This is a genomic window from Murimonas intestini (genome assembly GCF_024622195.1).
Classification (GTDB): domain Bacteria; phylum Bacillota; class Clostridia; order Lachnospirales; family Lachnospiraceae; genus Murimonas; species Murimonas intestini.
This window is the reverse complement of sequence record NZ_JANKBI010000013.1, coordinates 64,244-80,399: the sequence shown is the minus strand read 5'-3', so window position 1 is coordinate 80,399 and position 16,156 is coordinate 64,244. Positions and strand designations below refer to the sequence as shown.

General features: G+C 46.1%; 17 protein-coding genes. 14 read left to right on the top strand and 3 right to left on the bottom strand.

The window, feature by feature from the left end:
• The first annotated feature begins 15 nt into the window (after positions 1 to 15).
• From NSB28_RS17065 to NSB28_RS17025, 9 genes are all read left to right on the top strand, one after another.
• Complete coding sequence (locus tag NSB28_RS17065; protein WP_109747671.1) at positions 16 to 1,323, top strand: ABC transporter substrate-binding protein; 1,308 nt, start codon at positions 16 to 18, stop codon at positions 1,321 to 1,323.
• Positions 1,324 to 1,413: 90 nt separating this feature from the next.
• Positions 1,414 to 2,307: a carbohydrate ABC transporter permease gene (locus tag NSB28_RS17060; protein WP_109747670.1), complete on the top strand. Its 894-nt coding sequence runs from the start codon at positions 1,414 to 1,416 to the stop codon at positions 2,305 to 2,307.
• A gap of 16 nt (positions 2,308 to 2,323) precedes the next feature.
• A complete protein-coding gene (locus tag NSB28_RS17055) occupies positions 2,324 to 3,151 on the top strand; it encodes a carbohydrate ABC transporter permease (protein WP_109747669.1) in 828 nt (275 codons plus the stop codon).
• 66 nt (positions 3,152 to 3,217) lie between these two features.
• Entirely contained in the window at positions 3,218 to 3,691 is a 474-nt protein-coding gene (locus NSB28_RS17050) for a NanQ anomerase/TabA/YiaL family protein (protein WP_109747668.1), read from the top strand.
• Positions 3,691 to 4,584: an ROK family protein gene (locus NSB28_RS17045; RefSeq protein WP_109747667.1), complete on the top strand. Its 894-nt coding sequence runs from the start codon at positions 3,691 to 3,693 to the stop codon at positions 4,582 to 4,584. The genes NSB28_RS17050 and NSB28_RS17045 overlap by 1 nt, the downstream gene beginning before the upstream one ends.
• A gap of 12 nt (positions 4,585 to 4,596) precedes the next feature.
• A complete protein-coding gene (locus tag NSB28_RS17040) occupies positions 4,597 to 5,457 on the top strand; it encodes a MurR/RpiR family transcriptional regulator (protein WP_109747666.1) in 861 nt (286 codons plus the stop codon).
• Between the two features lie 288 nt (positions 5,458 to 5,745).
• Positions 5,746 to 6,279 (top strand): cob(I)yrinic acid a,c-diamide adenosyltransferase, encoded by a 534-nt coding sequence (locus tag NSB28_RS17035; protein WP_109747665.1) that lies wholly within the window; start codon positions 5,746 to 5,748, stop codon positions 6,277 to 6,279.
• Between the two features lie 11 nt (positions 6,280 to 6,290).
• Complete coding sequence (locus tag NSB28_RS17030; RefSeq protein WP_330665392.1) at positions 6,291 to 7,310, top strand: S1 RNA-binding domain-containing protein; 1,020 nt, start codon at positions 6,291 to 6,293, stop codon at positions 7,308 to 7,310.
• Positions 7,311 to 7,635: 325 nt separating this feature from the next.
• On the top strand, positions 7,636 to 7,953 hold the full coding sequence (locus NSB28_RS17025) for a hypothetical protein (RefSeq protein ID WP_109747664.1): 318 nt from the start codon (positions 7,636 to 7,638) through the stop codon (positions 7,951 to 7,953).
• An 83-nt stretch (positions 7,954 to 8,036) separates the two neighbouring features.
• On the opposite strand, the gene NSB28_RS17020 is transcribed toward NSB28_RS17025, so the two are convergent.
• Positions 8,037 to 8,579: a Uma2 family endonuclease gene (locus tag NSB28_RS17020; protein WP_109747663.1), complete on the bottom strand. Its 543-nt coding sequence runs from the start codon at positions 8,577 to 8,579 to the stop codon at positions 8,037 to 8,039.
• 226 nt (positions 8,580 to 8,805) lie between these two features.
• The gene (locus NSB28_RS17015; protein ID WP_109747661.1) at positions 8,806 to 9,282 is read right to left on the bottom strand and encodes a pyridoxamine 5'-phosphate oxidase family protein; all 477 of its coding nucleotides are present in this window, start codon (positions 9,280 to 9,282) and stop codon (positions 8,806 to 8,808) included.
• 460 nt (positions 9,283 to 9,742) lie between these two features.
• Here NSB28_RS17015 and NSB28_RS17010 point away from each other — a divergent pair, with 460 nt between their 5' ends.
• The 4 genes from NSB28_RS17010 to NSB28_RS16995 all read left to right on the top strand — a co-directional run bounded on the left by NSB28_RS17010 (position 9,743) and on the right by NSB28_RS16995 (position 14,023).
• Complete coding sequence (locus NSB28_RS17010) at positions 9,743 to 10,915, top strand: phosphopentomutase (protein ID WP_109747660.1); 1,173 nt, start codon at positions 9,743 to 9,745, stop codon at positions 10,913 to 10,915.
• A 145-nt stretch (positions 10,916 to 11,060) separates the two neighbouring features.
• On the top strand, positions 11,061 to 11,726 hold the full coding sequence (gene deoC / locus NSB28_RS17005) for a deoxyribose-phosphate aldolase (protein WP_109747752.1): 666 nt from the start codon (positions 11,061 to 11,063) through the stop codon (positions 11,724 to 11,726).
• A gap of 26 nt (positions 11,727 to 11,752) precedes the next feature.
• The gene (locus NSB28_RS17000) at positions 11,753 to 13,405 is read left to right on the top strand and encodes a putative manganese-dependent inorganic diphosphatase (RefSeq protein WP_109747659.1); all 1,653 of its coding nucleotides are present in this window, start codon (positions 11,753 to 11,755) and stop codon (positions 13,403 to 13,405) included.
• Between the two features lie 12 nt (positions 13,406 to 13,417).
• Entirely contained in the window at positions 13,418 to 14,023 is a 606-nt protein-coding gene (locus tag NSB28_RS16995) for a flavin reductase family protein (protein ID WP_109747658.1), read from the top strand.
• Positions 14,024 to 14,025: 2 nt separating this feature from the next.
• Here NSB28_RS16995 and NSB28_RS16990 read toward each other — a convergent pair whose 3' ends face one another.
• Positions 14,026 to 15,351 (bottom strand): DNA polymerase Y family protein, encoded by a 1,326-nt coding sequence (locus NSB28_RS16990; RefSeq protein WP_109747657.1) that lies wholly within the window; start codon positions 15,349 to 15,351, stop codon positions 14,026 to 14,028.
• A gap of 156 nt (positions 15,352 to 15,507) precedes the next feature.
• Here NSB28_RS16990 and NSB28_RS16985 point away from each other — a divergent pair, with 156 nt between their 5' ends.
• Positions 15,508 to 16,011 (top strand): shikimate kinase, encoded by a 504-nt coding sequence (locus NSB28_RS16985; protein WP_109747656.1) that lies wholly within the window; start codon positions 15,508 to 15,510, stop codon positions 16,009 to 16,011.
• Positions 16,012 to 16,156: the final 145 nt, after the last annotated feature.

Below are 16,156 nucleotides of genomic sequence, written 5' to 3'. Positions count from 1 at the left end.
CAGGAGGAAAGAAGTATGAAGAAAAAAGTTATTGCTACGATGCTTGCCTGTACAATGGCGTTATCACTCACATCAGCAGTGGTGAAAGCCGATGCGGCCGGTTCATCAGGAGACGCCGTAGAGATCACCTGGTGGGCATTCCCCACATTTACACAGGAAAATGCTAGCGATGGCGCCGGAACATATGAGCAGAAGGTAATCGCTGCTTTTGAAGAGAAGAATCCGGATATCACAGTTAAGCTGGAAACTATCGACTTCACATCAGGACCGGAAAAGATCATAGCTGCCATCGAGGGAGGCACGATCTGTGATGTATTATTTGACGCTCCCGGCCGTATCATCGAGTATGGAAAATCAGGAAAACTTGTAGATATCAGTGACATGTTCACAGATGAGCTTGTGAAAGATGTAAATAATGACACACTGCTGCAGTCCTGCAAGGCAGGGGATACGGCATATATGTATCCGTTAAGCTCCGCTCCTTTCTATATGGCATTTAACAAACAAATGGCAGAGGATGCAGGCGTGGCTGACCTGATCAAAGAAGGATGGACAACAGATGACTTCACAACTGTTATTACAGCACTTCATGACAAAGGCTATAATCCCGGCTCTGTATTTGCCAGCGGCCAGGGCGGAGACCAGGGTACAAGAGCATTTGTTGCCAACTTATACAGCGGCTCCATCACGGACCCGGAGGTTACAAAGTATACAGTTAATGACGAAAAAGGCGTGAAAGCACTTGAATATATTAAAGATGCTGTTGACAATGGGCTTCTTATGAACGGTTCCGCATACAACGGCGGTGATGATATCCAGAACTTTGCAAACGGCCAGACATCATTCACACTGTTATGGTCCCCGGCACAGCCAGGTACACAGGCAGCTCTTTTAGAAGCCAGCAAGGTAGAATTTATTGAAGTTCCGTTCCCGTCAGATGATGGTGTTCCTGAATTAGAGTACCTTGTAAATGGATTCTGCATCTTTGATAATGGCGACCAGGCTAAAATCGATGCATCCAAGAAATTCCTCCAGTTCCTCTGTGATGATCCGGAATGGGGACCGAAGGATGTTGTCAGAAGCGGATCCTTCCCTGTACGTGAATCCTTTGGCGATCTCTATGGTGACGAGAGGATGGCAACACTTGCTTCCTGGACAAAATACTACTCACCGTATTACAACACTATCGATGGATTTGCAGAGATGAGGACATACTGGTTCCCGATGCTTCAGTCAATCATGAACGGTGACCAGGAGCCGCAGGAGGCAGCAGATGATTTTGTACAGAAATCAGACGAAGCCATCAAAAATGCTGCTAAATAAAAACCAGAGTATTTAAGGGTTGAGGGGTGTTCCTTCGGGAGCACCCTGCTTTAAAGAGAGCAGACATAATCATAGAATTGGAGGGAAAATATGAAAAAGACATCACATAAGCTGGCCTTGAGGGAGACGATGGTTTCCTACATGTTTCTGGCTCCGGCCCTACTGTTTTTTATCGTATTTGTATTGGTTCCCATGGGGATGGGGATATTTACCAGCTTATTTAAATATAGCATGACTGAGTTCGACTTTATCGGGGTGGACAATTATGTGAAGATGTTTCAGGATGCCGTCTTTTTAAAAGCTCTCAGGAACACTCTCATTATTGTAGTCGGGTCAGTCCCCATCGTAGTTATCTTTGCGCTGTTTGTAGCTTCCCAGACATATGAGCGCAGTGCATTTACAAGATCTTTTTTCCGCTGTGTATTTTTTCTGCCGGTTGTCACAGGTACCGTAGCAGTTGCTGTGGTATGGAAATGGGTATACGATCCGCTTTCCGGCATTCTAAACTATGTTATGAAGGCAGGCGGCCTTATTAATTCGAATATTATGTGGCTGGGCGATAAGCGGTATGCACTTATGGCTATCATCATTATCCTGCTGACCACAGCAGTAGGCCAGCCAATTATCTTATACATAGCTGCCATGGGAAATATTGACAAATCCCTGGTGGAGGCGGCTGAGGTGGACGGGGCAAACAAATTCCAGGTGTTCTGGAAGATCAAATGGCCAAGTCTTCTGCCCACGACCCTGTACATTGTAGTTATAACAACAATTAATTCCTTCCAGTGCTTCTCACTGATACAGCTGCTGACATCGGGCGGCCCCAACCATGAAACAACGACCATCATGTTCTATCTGTACCAGAAGGCATTTAATCTGTCAGATTACGGTTATGCAAATGCCATGGGAGTATTTCTTGCAGTTGTAATAGGTATCATCAGCTTCGTCCAGTTTAAGTGTCTGGGAAGCGATGTAGAATATTAGAAAGGGGAGACAAAACATGAAGAAGAAACTGACTCCGTTTAGCGTTGTTTCAACTATTATATTGGCTGTCCTGACAGTAATCTTTGTCTTTCCTTTTTACTGGATTATGACGGGCGCCTTTAAAACCCAGGCAGATGCCGTATCCATACCGCCCCAGTGGTTCCCTTCAGCGCCCACGATAGAGCAGTTTGAGAGGCTGATCGTGCAGAATCCGGCGCTCCAGTGGCTGTTAAACAGTGTATTGATCAGTCTGATCACTATGCTGGCAGTCTGTTTCATATCCTCTCTGGCCGGGTATGTCCTTGCGAAGAAGAGATTCTATGGGCAGAAGATATTGTTTGGCGTATTTATTATGGCGATGGCACTGCCAAAGCAGGTCATACTTGTACCTCTGGTGCGGCTTATCAGCATGATGAATCTCCATGACACTCTGGCGGCTGTGATCATGCCTCTGATCGGATGGCCTTTTGGTATTTTCCTGATGAAACAGTTCAGTGAAAATATCCCGGGAGAGCTGCTGGAATCTGCCAGAATTGACGGATGTGGTGAGTTCCGTACATTTGCCAGCATTGCATTCCCCATCGTCAAGCCGGGATTTGCGGCTCTCGCAATTTTTACTTTTATCAATACATGGAACGAATACTTCATGCAGCTGGTCATGCTCTCATCAAGGAAGAACCTGACAATTGCACTTGGAGTTGCCACGCTTCAGGCAGAGCTGTCCACCAACTACGGCCTTATAATGGCCGGCGCGGCGCTGGCGGCGGTTCCTATTGTTACAGTATTCCTGTTATTCCAGAAGTATTTTACCCAGGGTATCACCATGGGGGCTGTAAAGGGCTAAAAAGAAAAAACAAAGGGGACTATTGCATAGCGGTAGTCTCTTTTTGTAAAATTGGAGGAAAAGTTTATGATCTATGATAAAATTACAAATATAGGGCGTTATAAGGGGATATCCCACTGGCTGGATATTGCAGTCGCGTTTATTGAAGAAAATGACCTAGCAGGGCTTCCCGACGGGAGAACAGCTATTTCAGGCGATGATGTCTTTGCCAATGTGATGGAGGCAGAGGCAGGCGGGGGCGCAGGCAGTTACGAAATACATAAGAGATATATGGATATCCAGATTGATATAGAAGGCACGGAAATCATTAGGATAGGGAGTCCTTTAAAGGGAGCCGCGGGGGAGTTCAACGCGGAGACGGATTTTGGGACAATTGAGTGTGAGGAGGCTTCCTCCTGTATAATGGGGGAGGGGCGTTTTATTATCTGTATGGCCGGGGAGCCGCATATGCCGGGAGTGGCAGCACTCCCTGACCGTCATCTGAAGAAATGTGTCATAAAAGTATCTGCCTGCCGGGAGGGCAGTGAGGAGGAGTCTTAATGAAGATAGCAGCACTGGATATTGGCGGCACGTCAATCAAGGCCGCTGAATATAATAATGGAGTCCTGTCAGAGGTAAAAGAGTTTGAAACCCATGCAGAAAGAGGCGGAGCTCATGTGATAGAGAAGGCTCTGGAAATCACGGGCAGCTTCCGGGGGATAGACTGTATAGGGATCAGCACGGCAGGCCAGGTAGATTCCCAAAAGGGAGTCATACGCTATGCTAATGAAAATATACCGGGCTACACAGGAATGAAGGTTAAGGAGATATTTGAAAAGGAATTTAAAGTTCCAGCCGCTGTGGAGAATGATGTAAATGCGGCGGCCCTGGGTGAAGCATGGTTTGGGGCAGGAAGGGAAGAAAAAGACTTTTTGTGCCTCACCTACGGTACAGGTGTGGGGGGAGCTGTGGTCATAGACAGGGAAATATATAGAGGAAGCAGCTTTTCCGCAGGAGAATTCGGGGCAATGATTGTCCGGGCAGGAGAACGCAGGCCTGGGGAGGACATCTTCAGCGGCTGCTATGAGCGGTACGCATCAGCGACAGCTCTTGTAAGAAGGGCAGCAGAGCTGGACCCGGCTCTGGATTCAGGGAGGAAGATATTTGCCCGGCTGGAAGAAGAAAAGGTAAAGAGTGTGGTGGATGCCTGGATACTGGAGGTGGTATATGGACTCTCCACCCTGATACATATTTTTAATCCCTCCTGTGTCATACTGGGAGGCGGCGTAATGTCCCAGAAATATATACTGGATAAAATACGTGAAATCCTGTATAATCATATAATGAAAAGCTATCATAATGTTGTTGTAAAGCAGGCGGCACTGGAGAATAAGGCAGGAATTTTAGGCGCAGTAAAGATAGCGGAGAAAGTGTGGGAAAAAAATCACGAATAAAGAGGTGATAGGGTGGATAGTGATAACTTCATACTGCAGATCCAGGCTTCCTATAATCAATTCACGAAGGCTGAAAAAAAGGTGGCGGACTTTGTGATCAAGAATCAAAGTAAGGTTCTGTATATGTCAATAACAGATCTGGCCGATGCATGTAAAGTGGGTGATACCAGTGTATACCGCTTTTGCAGGACCATGAAGCTGCAGGGCTATCAGGAATTTAAGATGAGGATGTTTCTCAGCCAGGGAGCCAGCGGCCCTCAGAATAAACAGGCTGTGACGTCAAGCCCCGGCGATCTTGACAGCTTTGGCATTATGGCGGAGAAGGTGATGGAGCTGCATCTGGGAGCGATAAAAGAGACATATATGCTTCTCAGCCGTGACAATTTTGACAAAGTCCTTGATATGTTCGACTCTGCCAAGCGTGTATACTTTTTTGGGATCGGGGACAGCCTTCTTACGGCGGAGGAGGCGAGAAATAAATTTCTCCGTGTTACAAATAAAGTAACGTGCATTACCGATCCTCATATGCAGGCAATGGCAGCTTCTATGACAAATGCAGATGATTTTATTATAATCATATCTTATTCAGGCGCCACAAAGGATAATATCCATGTGGCAAAGGTGGCGAAAGAGGCAGGAGCAAAGATAGCCTGTATCACACACTTTAAGAAATCGCCCCTGACGGTGTATTCAGATGCGATCCTGCTGTGCGGTTCAGATGAAGGCCCTCTGGAGGGCGGTTCCATGAAGGCAAAGATGAGCCAGCTGTATCTGATAGATCTGCTGTATCAGGAGTTCTATGAACGAAATTTCAAGATGTGTAAACTCAATAATGAGGCTACGTCTAAATCTGTGGTGGAAAAATTGTTCTAAAACAAAGACTGCTGTGGATAATGAGGTAACAAAACCAAACAGAATCGCTTATTAGAGACTCGGGGATTGTCATAAAGACATGAACGGAGTTTCTTTGTATGACAGGCGAACTTTTTACTATAGCACAGAAACTTTGAAACATCAAAATATAAAAATTTGCATCGAAACATAAAGCGTGTTAAGATGCAAAAAATCAGAATTTTATAAGAAATTTATTGTGCAAAACGGGCGTTCATAGGTTATAATAGGAAATGTAAAAATTTTGAGCAGGCGCAGCAGGAGGGGGACATGAAAAAAGGAACGGGGCTGGTCCATATCTATTATGGGGACGGCAAAGGCAAGACAACCACGGGAATGGGTCTTTGTATCCGGGCGGCAGGATTCGGCTATAAGGTCCTGATCTATCAGTTTATGAAGAATAATAAGACAAGTGAGCGCAATGTTCTTGAGAAGGTGGAGAACATAACTCTGGTGGACGGGCTTGAGTCCGAGAAGTTCAGCTTTCAGCTCACAGCGGATGAAAAACAGGAGAGAAAGAAGTTTTACGCCGGGCAGTTTAAAATGGTCACCGAAATGGCGGTCCGTGAGCATTATCAGGTCTTATTTTTAGATGAGACGATATATACGATCAGCGCAGGGCTTCTGGATGAAGATCTGGTACTGGATTTTTTGAAAGAGAAACCGGAGGATCTGGAAGTCATACTTACGGGTAATACACCGGATGCCAGACTGATAGAGGCGGCTGATTATGTGTCTGAGATTAAAAAGATAAAACACCCATATTCACAGGGACAGCCTGCAAGAAATGGGATTGAAAAATAGGAGGTAGAAAGATGTCAGAAGAAGTAAAAGAAATGCTGGAAGGCCAGGAAACAGAATTAAATGAAACAGAAGTAAATGAAGCAGAAGCAGTACAGGAAGTAAGTGAGGCTGCGGCGGAACCTGTTCAGGAAAAGGAAGAGACAATGGAAGACTTTAAGGATGAGCTGGAAGCATCCTTTAAGAAAATCAGCGAAGGAGATATTATGACAGGTACAGTCATTGGCGTGACTGAGTCATCCGTCATCCTTGACCTGAAGTATTACACAGACGGTATCATCCGCCTGGAGGATTATTCAAGTGATCCGTCCTTTAACCTGAAGGAAGATGTACATGTGGGTGATGAGATCACAGCTACTGTCATTAAAAGGGATGACGGTGAAGGACATATACTTATGTCTGCAAAAGAGGCAAATGATATACTGGCTTGGGACAGGCTGAAGAAATATATGGAAGAAAAGACTGTTCTGAATGTCAAAGTCGGCGGAGTAGTTAAAAGCGGAGTAGTGGCTTATCTGGAAGGAATCAGAGGGTTTATTCCTGCTTCCAAGCTTTCACTGGAGTATGTGGAAGAGCTGGAAGACTGGCTTGAAAAAGAGATACAGGTACAGGTTATCACAGCAGATGAGGAAGATAAAAAACTCGTGCTCTCAGCCAGAGAGATCCTCAGGGCGAAAGCCAATGAGGAGCGCAAGGCAAAAATCTCAAATGTGGAGGTTGGCCTTGTTACAGAGGGTGTGGTAGAGAGCATCCAGCCTTACGGAGCATTTATTAATCTGGGGAATGGATTATCCGGTCTTGTACATATTTCACAGATCAGTGAGAAGAGGATCAAGACTCCTGCTTCTGTCCTCACAGTGGGAGATAAGGTGAAGGTAAAGGTCATTGCTGTCAAGGACGGTAAGCTCAGCCTGAGCATGAAGGCATTAAACGATGTGGCTTCTGAGGAGATCCAGGAAGAGGTGTATGATCTTCCTGAGTCAGAGAGCATCTCCACAAATCTGGGTTCCTTATTTGCAAAGATCAAGCTTTGATCCTGAGGCGCAGCTGGTTACAGGCCAGACCAGGGAGATTATAGAAGTATAGGTGTAAATTGACAAAAACAGGTCCGATTCAGACCTGTTTTTCGTTAATTTCACAATAAATTAACTTAGAGTTCACGAAATGTTCACAAATGGTTGTTATACTTTAAACATCTTCAAAGAGAGAAGATAACAATTAAATAAGGTTTATGGCGTAATGTTTTCATTACACATATAGATAAATTTTTTCATAATAGCCTCGGTGTACCAGACGCCGGGGCACTCCTCATTTATAGGGATAATAAGGGTTTGCGGGATTTTCGCAGGCTCTTTTTTTATGGCGTTAAATAGACTGGAAAAGCATATATACCGTGACGGGCTGATCTGCAGGAATTGCTACCCTCTGCCAGTATACAGAAGCATTAAGAACGTAGCAGTGGGAAGTGATGATTATATCACGCACAGGATGGTGAAGCTTGCCCAAAAAGAAGGGATACCCTTAAAGCGGTATTCACTGGATACGATCCACAGTGTATTGTCCGGGAAGAATCAATTACTGTATGCGCTGACACCGCATGACATGAAATGCAATTTTTATGATTGGGATATTGGGTGTTGCGGATTTAACAGGGCAGATCGGGAGCGGACCATTTAAAATCCTATAAGAAATGTATGCCTGAGGCGGTGAAATGGATTCTCTGCACTTTAAAGCCCCGCAATTGAATGCAGGGCTATGTGTTAGATATTCAGTTGCGAGAAGTCGATAAATAAGTCATCATAGATACCCGCTTTTACAGAATCAGAAAATGTATATTCTGTGGTGTCTTCTGGTTGAAAGCTCCAGACCATAATTCTATTTTTTTCAGGATCGACAATCCAGTATTCCCGGACTCCTGCAGAGCGATACTGGAATAATTTGATTGCGTAGTCCATGCGTCTGCTGCCAGGGGATACAATCTCTATCACCCAGTCAGGGGCACCCTTACAGCCTTTATCATCCAATTTATTTTTGTCACAGATAACAGATATGTCAGGCTCAACATAAGTGTGGGTATTTTTATCTAGATATACGGCAAAGGGGGCGGGGTATACTTCACAATCACCTTTTTTGATATCAATATGATTAGCTATAAGTTGGTTTAATTTGCTGATAATACGTTGCTGAGTCCTGCTGGGCGGTGCCATATAGTAAATCCGGCCGTCAATCAGTTCGGCACGTTCCCCCTCTGGCAGTGCATAGATATCATCAATGGTGTAAATTTTTTCCTGTGGCAGTGGCATTATAACACGTCCTTTCATGATAGCAGTTTAACAGTTACATGCGCGTGGAGATTGTGAAGCTTGTAAGTCCAGCCGAAATTAAAAACTTTATTGTATTATTTGAAATCTCGCTCCATTCGTTCGTCAATAGCCTTTTTAATATAACCATTGACTTTCTCACCAGCAGCGTTGGCGGCAGCCTTAATCTCCTCGTATTTTTCTTTTTGTACATCCAGTGGAATGCGTTTTAATTTACATTTGTCATTTCAATCTGAGGGGAAAAGGGAAATTCTTTCGCTTCCTTTTTTGTAAAACTGACTTTATATCCTGTTCCGTCTTTATGGAAGAAACCTTCCTCTAATTCAATTTTTACATAGCACATATTTTCATCTTCCTCATTATTATGTGCAAAATACCAGGGTTCAAATTCATGGATCAGCTTTTGGCGTATCTCTTTGTTTTCCGCTGCCAGAGGATGTCCGGCATAATAGGCTTTTCCACTGAATATATGAAAATTATTACACAGGGATACATTGGGATTTACCTTTATATCTTTGACCTTATTTGACAGGGCATGAGTAACGATCCAAAATATGCCCTCGCTGCAGTAAGTGTCAACAACCCTCTGGGACGGACAGTTTCCGTTTGATGTTGCCAGGACAAAGCAGCAATCTTTGCCAAATAACTCATTTAAGGCGGCTAAGCTTTTTTCATATACTTCCATCTTATTTTCCTCCATATTTTCCGCTCTGTAAAAAGTACCATAACTGTTCAGTACCTTTGCAGTTACCTGCAATTTATGCCTGGGTCAGCGTGCCAAAGTTAAATTTGCCTGACTGGTTAAACTCATTCTATCATGCACGGTATAAACACACAAGCTTACGGCGATGGAATTTCTGCACTCTTGAATCATGTTCTCACGGTCTGTGCAGTAAATGCACAGTCATGCTGAATAGTTACGATTTTTTTACATAATCCTCTGAAATCATGCTAAAATAACTATAACGTGATATAGATAAAAAGGGTTACTATTCACACGTCAATATCCCGCGAGGTGTTTTCGTGCGCATTTTGCACGAAAATCCCGAGTTTTGCAGCGCGAAACGGCGTTTTTTGCCGTTTCTGTGCATCGCGGAGCGTGTTACTGGTCACAGAGTGAGTAGTAACTAAAAGGAGATGGGAAAATGGATATAAGCAGAGTTTTTATTATTGTTCTGGACAGTTTCGGGATCGGCGAGGCTCCTGATGCAGCCAGCTTTGGCGACGAGGGGAGCAATACTCTGGCCACCATAGTGAAATCAGACAGATATGATACCCCCAATATGAAAGAGCTGGGTCTGTTTAATATTGAAGGCGTGACTTGCGCACAGGGTACAGACAGCCCAAAGGGGTCTTATGGGAGACTTAGGGAATCCTCCATGGGAAAGGATACTACCATAGGGCACTGGGAGATAGCCGGGATCATTTCGCCTGAGCCTATGCCCACTTACCCGGAAGGCTTCCCTGAGGAAGTGCTGGAGCCGTTCAGGGAACAGACAGGCAGAGGTGTTCTCTGCAATAAACCATATTCCGGTACAGATGTGATAAGGGATTATGGGAAGGAGCATATGGAGACAGGCGGTCTGATCGTATACACGTCTGCAGACAGTGTATTCCAGATAGCTGCCCACGAGGAGATCGTGCCTGTGGAGGAATTATACAGGTACTGCAGGATAGCCAGGAATATCCTGCAGGGAAAGCATGCAGTAGGCAGAGTGATCGCCAGGCCGTTTACAGGGGAATGGCCGGATTTTGTGAGAACCAGGAACAGGCATGATTTTTCACTGGTTCCCACCGGGCAGACTATGATGGACTGTCTGCAGGAAGCCGGCTATGATACTTTTGGGATAGGAAAGATCTATGATATTTTTGCAGGAAAGGGAATTGCTCATACAGAGCCTATCTCCTGCAACCGTGACGGCATGGAGAAAACGATAGAGATGCAGGATGTGGATTTTAGAGGACTCTGTTTTGTAAATCTGGTTGATTTTGATATGGTATACGGGCACCGGAATGATATTGACGGATATGCAGGGGCGGCCACTGAATTTGACGGACAGCTGGGGACTTTTCTGGAGAGGATGAAGGAAGGGGATGTGCTCATCATTACGGCTGACCATGGGTGTGACCCGGGGACCTCCAGCACGGACCACTCCAGAGAATACGTTCCAATGCTTGCATATGGGAAGTCTGTTAGGGAAGGTGTTTCTATTGGAACAAGAGGGTCATTTTCTGATATAGCTGCAACGGTTCTTGATATGTTCGGGGTAGAAGGAGATATCTGCGGCATCAGCTTCTGGGGTGAGATAAAGGCGTAAAAGATTACTGTACTCAACCCCGCAAAAATGTGTTTCTGGGAATAGTAACCGTAAAAGTCTTTGACTTGAAACCTGCAGCAGATATGCTATACTTGTCTGGAAACTGGATGGACAGGATTATTTAGTAGAAAGGAAATATGTTATGATGACGATGAAGGAAATGCTGCACCATGTTGACCATACACAGCTGAAAGCGTATGCCACCTGGGAAGATATAGAGAAACTCTGCCGGGAGGCAGTAGAATATGAGACTGCATCTGTGTGCATCCCGCCCTGCTATATAAGCAGGGTAAAGGAGGCATTTAAGGACAGCCTGAAGATATGCACTGTTGTGGGATTTCCCCTGGGGTACAGTGTGACGGAGGCAAAGGTGGCTGAAACAAGGCAGGCGGTTGCTGACGGCGCCGATGAGATAGATATGGTAGTAAATATAAGTGATGTGAAGAATAAAGACTTTGATAAAGTGGAAAAAGAGATCGCTGCGCTTAAGGAAGCGGCAGACGGACATGTGCTGAAGGTTATTATAGAAACATGTTATCTGACAGAGGATGAAAAAATAGCCATGTGCCGTGCAGTGACAAATGCAAAGGCAGACTTTATCAAGACATCTACAGGATTTGGCACCGGGGGAGCGACACTTGAGGATGTCCGTCTGTTTAAAGAGAATATAGGACCTGATGTGAAGATAAAAGCTGCAGGAGGCATAAGAAGCGTGGAAGATATGGAAGCGTTTCTGGATGCGGGAGTGTCACGTCTTGGCACCAGCTCAGCTATAGAGCTGGTTAAGGGAAAGGAAGCCAGGGGTTATTAGAACAGAGCAGACAGAGGAGACGGCAGATGGAAGAAACCGCAAAAGTAAAGGTATATATAATCGGACATAAGAACCCGGATACAGATTCAATCTGTTCGGCGATCGCCTATGCAGACATTAAAAGCAGGACTGAGGAAGGCAGGTTCGTTGCAAAGCGGGCAGGACAGATCAGTGAAGAGACGCAGTATGTGCTGGGCAGGTTCGGGATGGAAGCGCCGGGCTATGTGCCAAATGTAGGGACAAGAGTTAAGGATATGGATATCCGCCGGATAGCGGGGGTGAGTCACAGTATTTCCCTCAAAAAGGCGTGGAATCTTATGCGCAATGAAAATGTGAACACCCTTCCCATCGTAAGGGAAGATAATATCCTGGAAGGGCTTATCACGATCAGTGACATTGCCCAGTCCTACATGGATGTCTATGACAATGCCATTCTGGCGACAGCCAGGACCCAGTATAAAAACATTCTGGAGACTCTGGACGGGGTCATGGTAGAGGGAAACGAGCATGGGTATTTCGTGAAGGGGAAGGTGGTAGTGGCAGCCGCAAATCCTGACCTTATGGAAAATTATATTGAGCAGGATGATCTTGTCATCCTGGGGAACAGGTATGAGTCACAGCTGTGTGCCATTGAGATGAATGCAGGCTGCATCATCGTGTGTGAGGGGGCTCCTGTCTCCAAGACAATACGCAGGCTGGCCGCTGATAAGGACTGTGCTGTCATCAGTACGCCTCATGATACATACACGGTGGCGCGCCTTATCAATCAGAGTATGCCGGTCAAGTTCTTCATGAAGAAGGAGAGGCTGCTTACATTTGAACTGGATGATTACACGGATTCCATCAAAGATATAATGGCCAAGAAGAGGTACAGGGATTTCCCTATCCTGGATAAGCACGGAAAATATGTAGGGATGGTATCCAGGCGGAACCTGCTGGGAATGAAGCGCAGGAGGGTCATCCTGGTGGACCACAACGAGGCCTCTCAGGCGGTGGATAATATTGAGAGTGCGGAGATTCTGGAGATCATAGACCATCACAGGCTGGGGTCTCTTGAGACTATGGCGCCTGTGTATTTCCGGAATCAGCCTGTCGGCTGTACCGCTACTATCATGTACCAGATCTATGGGGAAAAGCAGCTTGAGATACCGGAAAATATCGCAGGGCTGCTCTGCGCTGCTATTATCTCAGACACGCTGATGTTCCGTTCGCCCACCTGCACTCCGGCTGACAGGGCAGCTGCAGCAGATCTGGCCAGGATAGCGGGTATAGAGTGCGAGAGCTTTGCAACTGATATGTTTGCGGCGGGCAGCAAGCTGAAGGATAAATCCCCCGAGGAGATATTCTATCAGGATTTTAAGAAATTTGAGCTTAATAAAGCCAGCTTCGGAGTGGGGCAGATAAATTCCATGAATCCTGCTGAACTGACAGAAATAAAGGAGAGGCTCATCCCCTATCTGGAGAAGGCGCTGGGTACCCACGGTGAATCCATGCTGTTTTTTATGCTGACAGATATCATTCACGAGTCCACGGAGCTGCTGTGCTACGGCGGGGAGTCAGAGGAACTGGTGGAAGAGGCTTTCCACAAAGCACCTCAGGACTGTTCAGTTGTACTGCCGGGAGTAGTTTCGAGAAAAAAGCAGCTGATACCTGCATTTATGAATGCGCTGCAGCAGTAGAGGAGGGCTCAAATGGGAAAACAGGTCTGGAAACCAGGCAACATGATATATCCGCTTCCGGCAGTGATGGTCAGCTGCGGGAGGCCGGGGGAGAAACCGAATATAATTACGGTGGCGTGGACAGGGACGGTCTGCACTGCGCCTCCCATGGTGTATATATCCGTGCGCCCCGAGAGGTATTCTTATGCTATTATTGAGGAGACAAAGGAGTTTGTGATAAACCTCACAACAAAAGACCTGGCCGCGGCTACAGATTACTGCGGAGTGAGATCGGGCCGGGACGTGGATAAGTTTAAGGAGATGAAGCTCACGCCAGTGCCGGGAGATAAGGTAAAGGCTCCCCTTATAGGGGAATGTCCTGTAAATGTTGAGTGCAGGGTCACAGATATAAAAAAGCTGGGCTCACACCATATGTTTCTGGCGGAAGTGCTGGCAGTCCATGCAGATGAGGCATATATGGATGAAAAAGGCAGGTTCGATCTGAATGCCACAGGCCTGATGGCGTATTCCCACGGGGAATACAGGGAACTGGGCAAAAAGATCGGAACCTTTGGATATTCGGTCAAAAAAGCCGGTCAGTCTAAAAGCATACACAGAAAGCAGAAGCGGAGGAAATAGTTCTATTTCCCCCGCTCTTTCTTCTGAGCCTCCTCATTCTCTTCCTGGAGCAGGCTGCCTCTTATTACTGCATCACTGCCATAACGTTTTCGGATGGAGTCCAGGGCGCTGTCCAGCTTTTTCTGTTTTTCATTTTTCAGGCTGCCCTCCAGGAGAACATCCTTTAAAAGGCTGTCCTTGGCTGATTTTTTATCCTTCGGCTCACGGCCGCAGGACGGGTCACTATTGGAAAGATCCAGGCCATAGTCAAAGAGGCTCATCTGCACCGGAGCAGTATCTTCCAGCAGCTTAGAGGACCTGATCCCCAGAAGGCGTATGGGAGAACCATCCCACAGCCTGTCAAACAGGAGGCAGGAGGACTTGTATATGCCGTCAGCAGTATTTAAGGGGGAAGGGAGCTGCATCTGCTTGGATGTACTCTGGAAAGTATTGTACTTGATCTCTACACATACGCTGCCGGCTATCTGGTGCGCATTGCGCAGGCGTCTGGCTACGCTCTCCGCCAGGGTGTGAAGAATGAGGAAAGCATCGGCCCTGTCAGTCACATCATTTGACAGAGTGGTGGAATTTCCGATGCCCTTAGCTTCACCGGGCCCGGAATCAACCGGACTGTCGTCAATGCCATTTGCATACTCCCACAGAGTATGCCCGTGGCTCTTCAAGTGAGCGGCCAGAAGATCAGGATCTGTGGCTGCCAGTTCACCTATGGTCCGGATGCCCAGCTTGTGCAGAGTCTCCACAGAGGAATGCCCGGCCATGTACAGCTCCTCCACAGGCAGAGGCCACATTTTCAGAGGTATCTCATCCGGAAAAAGCGTATGTACTTTATCAGGTTTCTCAAAGTCTGAGGCCATCTTGGCAAGCAGCTTATTGCAGGATATGCCTACATTTACTGTAAAGCCGAAGGAATTGCGGATGTTGTCTTTTATCAGGCGGGCGGCAGCCACAGGAGATTCATACAGATGGGAGATTCCGGTAAACTCCATATAACATTCATCGATACTGACCTGTTCCAGGTCAGGGGTATATGTATACAGAAGTTCAAACAGCTCCCGGCTGAACTGCCTGTACATGGAGTGGTCAGGCAAAGCTATGACAAGGCCGGGGCACTTGCGAAGCGCAGAAGCCACGGGTTCCCCTGTATGTATTCCGTATGCTTTGGCAGGCAGGGATTTGGCCAGTACTACCCCGTGGCGGCTTTCTCTGTCGCCTCCGATGATAGCCGGGATCTGGCGGTAATCCGGCCCGCTGCCTGTTCTCAGATTGTGCACGGAGGTCCAGCTAAGATAGGCAGAGTTCACATCAATATGAAATATAATGCGGTCCATTCCATCACGCTCCAGTTTTTTTTATAAGTATAACATATGTTCGAAAAACGGACAAGAAATCTTAGAGGTACCGGGATAATTTTGTGAAATATTATATGGAAAAAAACAGCTGTGAATGGTAGAATAAATCCGTTGATACGATATAAGGAGGCCGGTATGGGGAATATTGTTTTGATTGGAATGCCCGGGTCGGGCAAGAGTACGGTAGGAGTAGTGCTTGCTAAGGTACTGGGATATAAATTTATAGATTCTGACCTTTTGATCCAGGAGAGGGAAGGCAGGCTGCTGCACGAGATTATGGAGCAGGATGGAATAGACCGTTTTATACAGATAGAGAATGATGTAAATGCACATATAGAGGCGGAGAGAAGCATTATTGCCACAGGCGGCAGCGTGGTTTACGGGAAAGAAGCCATGGAACATTTAAGGGAGATCGGTACAGTGATCTACCTCAAGCTGGAGTATGGGCATCTGACAAAGCGCCTGGGAAATCTGAAGGACAGGGGAGTGGTGTTAAGGGAGGGCCAGACCCTTAGAGAACTGTATCAGGAGAGGGTTCCGCTGTATGAGAAATATGCTCATATTACCATTCAGGAGGATGATCTGAGCATAGAAGAGACTGTAAGAGAGACAGCCGGAAAATACAAGTCATTCAGATAAAAAGAAGACATTTACATAACTGGAAAATATGTGAAATTGTAACAAAGATTTTAATTTTTGTTTACAAAAGAAGTGATTATGGTTATAATAGAGCTTAGGTATTTTAACGTATGAGTGTGGCAGCAGGATCGGCAGGGAATATAAA

Bases quoted from the DNA above. Each gene is read 5' to 3' on its own strand.
- NSB28_RS17060 (WP_109747670.1), top strand. From the start codon at position 1,414: ATGAAAAAGACATCACATAAGCTGGCCTTGAGGGAGACGATGGTTTCC.
- NSB28_RS16995 (WP_109747658.1), top strand. From the start codon at position 13,418: ATGGGAAAACAGGTCTGGAAACCAGGCAACATGATATATCCGCTTCCG.
- NSB28_RS17000 (WP_109747659.1), top strand. From the start codon at position 11,753: ATGGAAGAAACCGCAAAAGTAAAGGTATATATAATCGGACATAAGAAC.
- NSB28_RS17065 (WP_109747671.1), top strand. From the start codon at position 16: ATGAAGAAAAAAGTTATTGCTACGATGCTTGCCTGTACAATGGCGTTA.
- NSB28_RS17045 (WP_109747667.1), top strand. From the start codon at position 3,691: ATGAAGATAGCAGCACTGGATATTGGCGGCACGTCAATCAAGGCCGCT.
- NSB28_RS17050 (WP_109747668.1), top strand. From the start codon at position 3,218: ATGATCTATGATAAAATTACAAATATAGGGCGTTATAAGGGGATATCC.
- NSB28_RS17030 (WP_330665392.1), top strand. From the start codon at position 6,291: ATGTCAGAAGAAGTAAAAGAAATGCTGGAAGGCCAGGAAACAGAATTA.
- deoC (WP_109747752.1), top strand. From the start codon at position 11,061: ATGACGATGAAGGAAATGCTGCACCATGTTGACCATACACAGCTGAAA.
- NSB28_RS17015 (WP_109747661.1), bottom strand. From the start codon at position 9,282: ATGGAAGTATATGAAAAAAGCTTAGCCGCCTTAAATGAGTTATTTGGC.
- NSB28_RS17025 (WP_109747664.1), top strand. From the start codon at position 7,636: ATGGCGTTAAATAGACTGGAAAAGCATATATACCGTGACGGGCTGATC.
- NSB28_RS17020 (WP_109747663.1), bottom strand. From the start codon at position 8,579: ATGCCACTGCCACAGGAAAAAATTTACACCATTGATGATATCTATGCA.
- NSB28_RS17010 (WP_109747660.1), top strand. From the start codon at position 9,743: ATGGATATAAGCAGAGTTTTTATTATTGTTCTGGACAGTTTCGGGATC.
- NSB28_RS16990 (WP_109747657.1), bottom strand. From the start codon at position 15,351: ATGGACCGCATTATATTTCATATTGATGTGAACTCTGCCTATCTTAGC.
- NSB28_RS17055 (WP_109747669.1), top strand. From the start codon at position 2,324: ATGAAGAAGAAACTGACTCCGTTTAGCGTTGTTTCAACTATTATATTG.
- NSB28_RS16985 (WP_109747656.1), top strand. From the start codon at position 15,508: ATGGGGAATATTGTTTTGATTGGAATGCCCGGGTCGGGCAAGAGTACG.
- NSB28_RS17035 (WP_109747665.1), top strand. From the start codon at position 5,746: ATGAAAAAAGGAACGGGGCTGGTCCATATCTATTATGGGGACGGCAAA.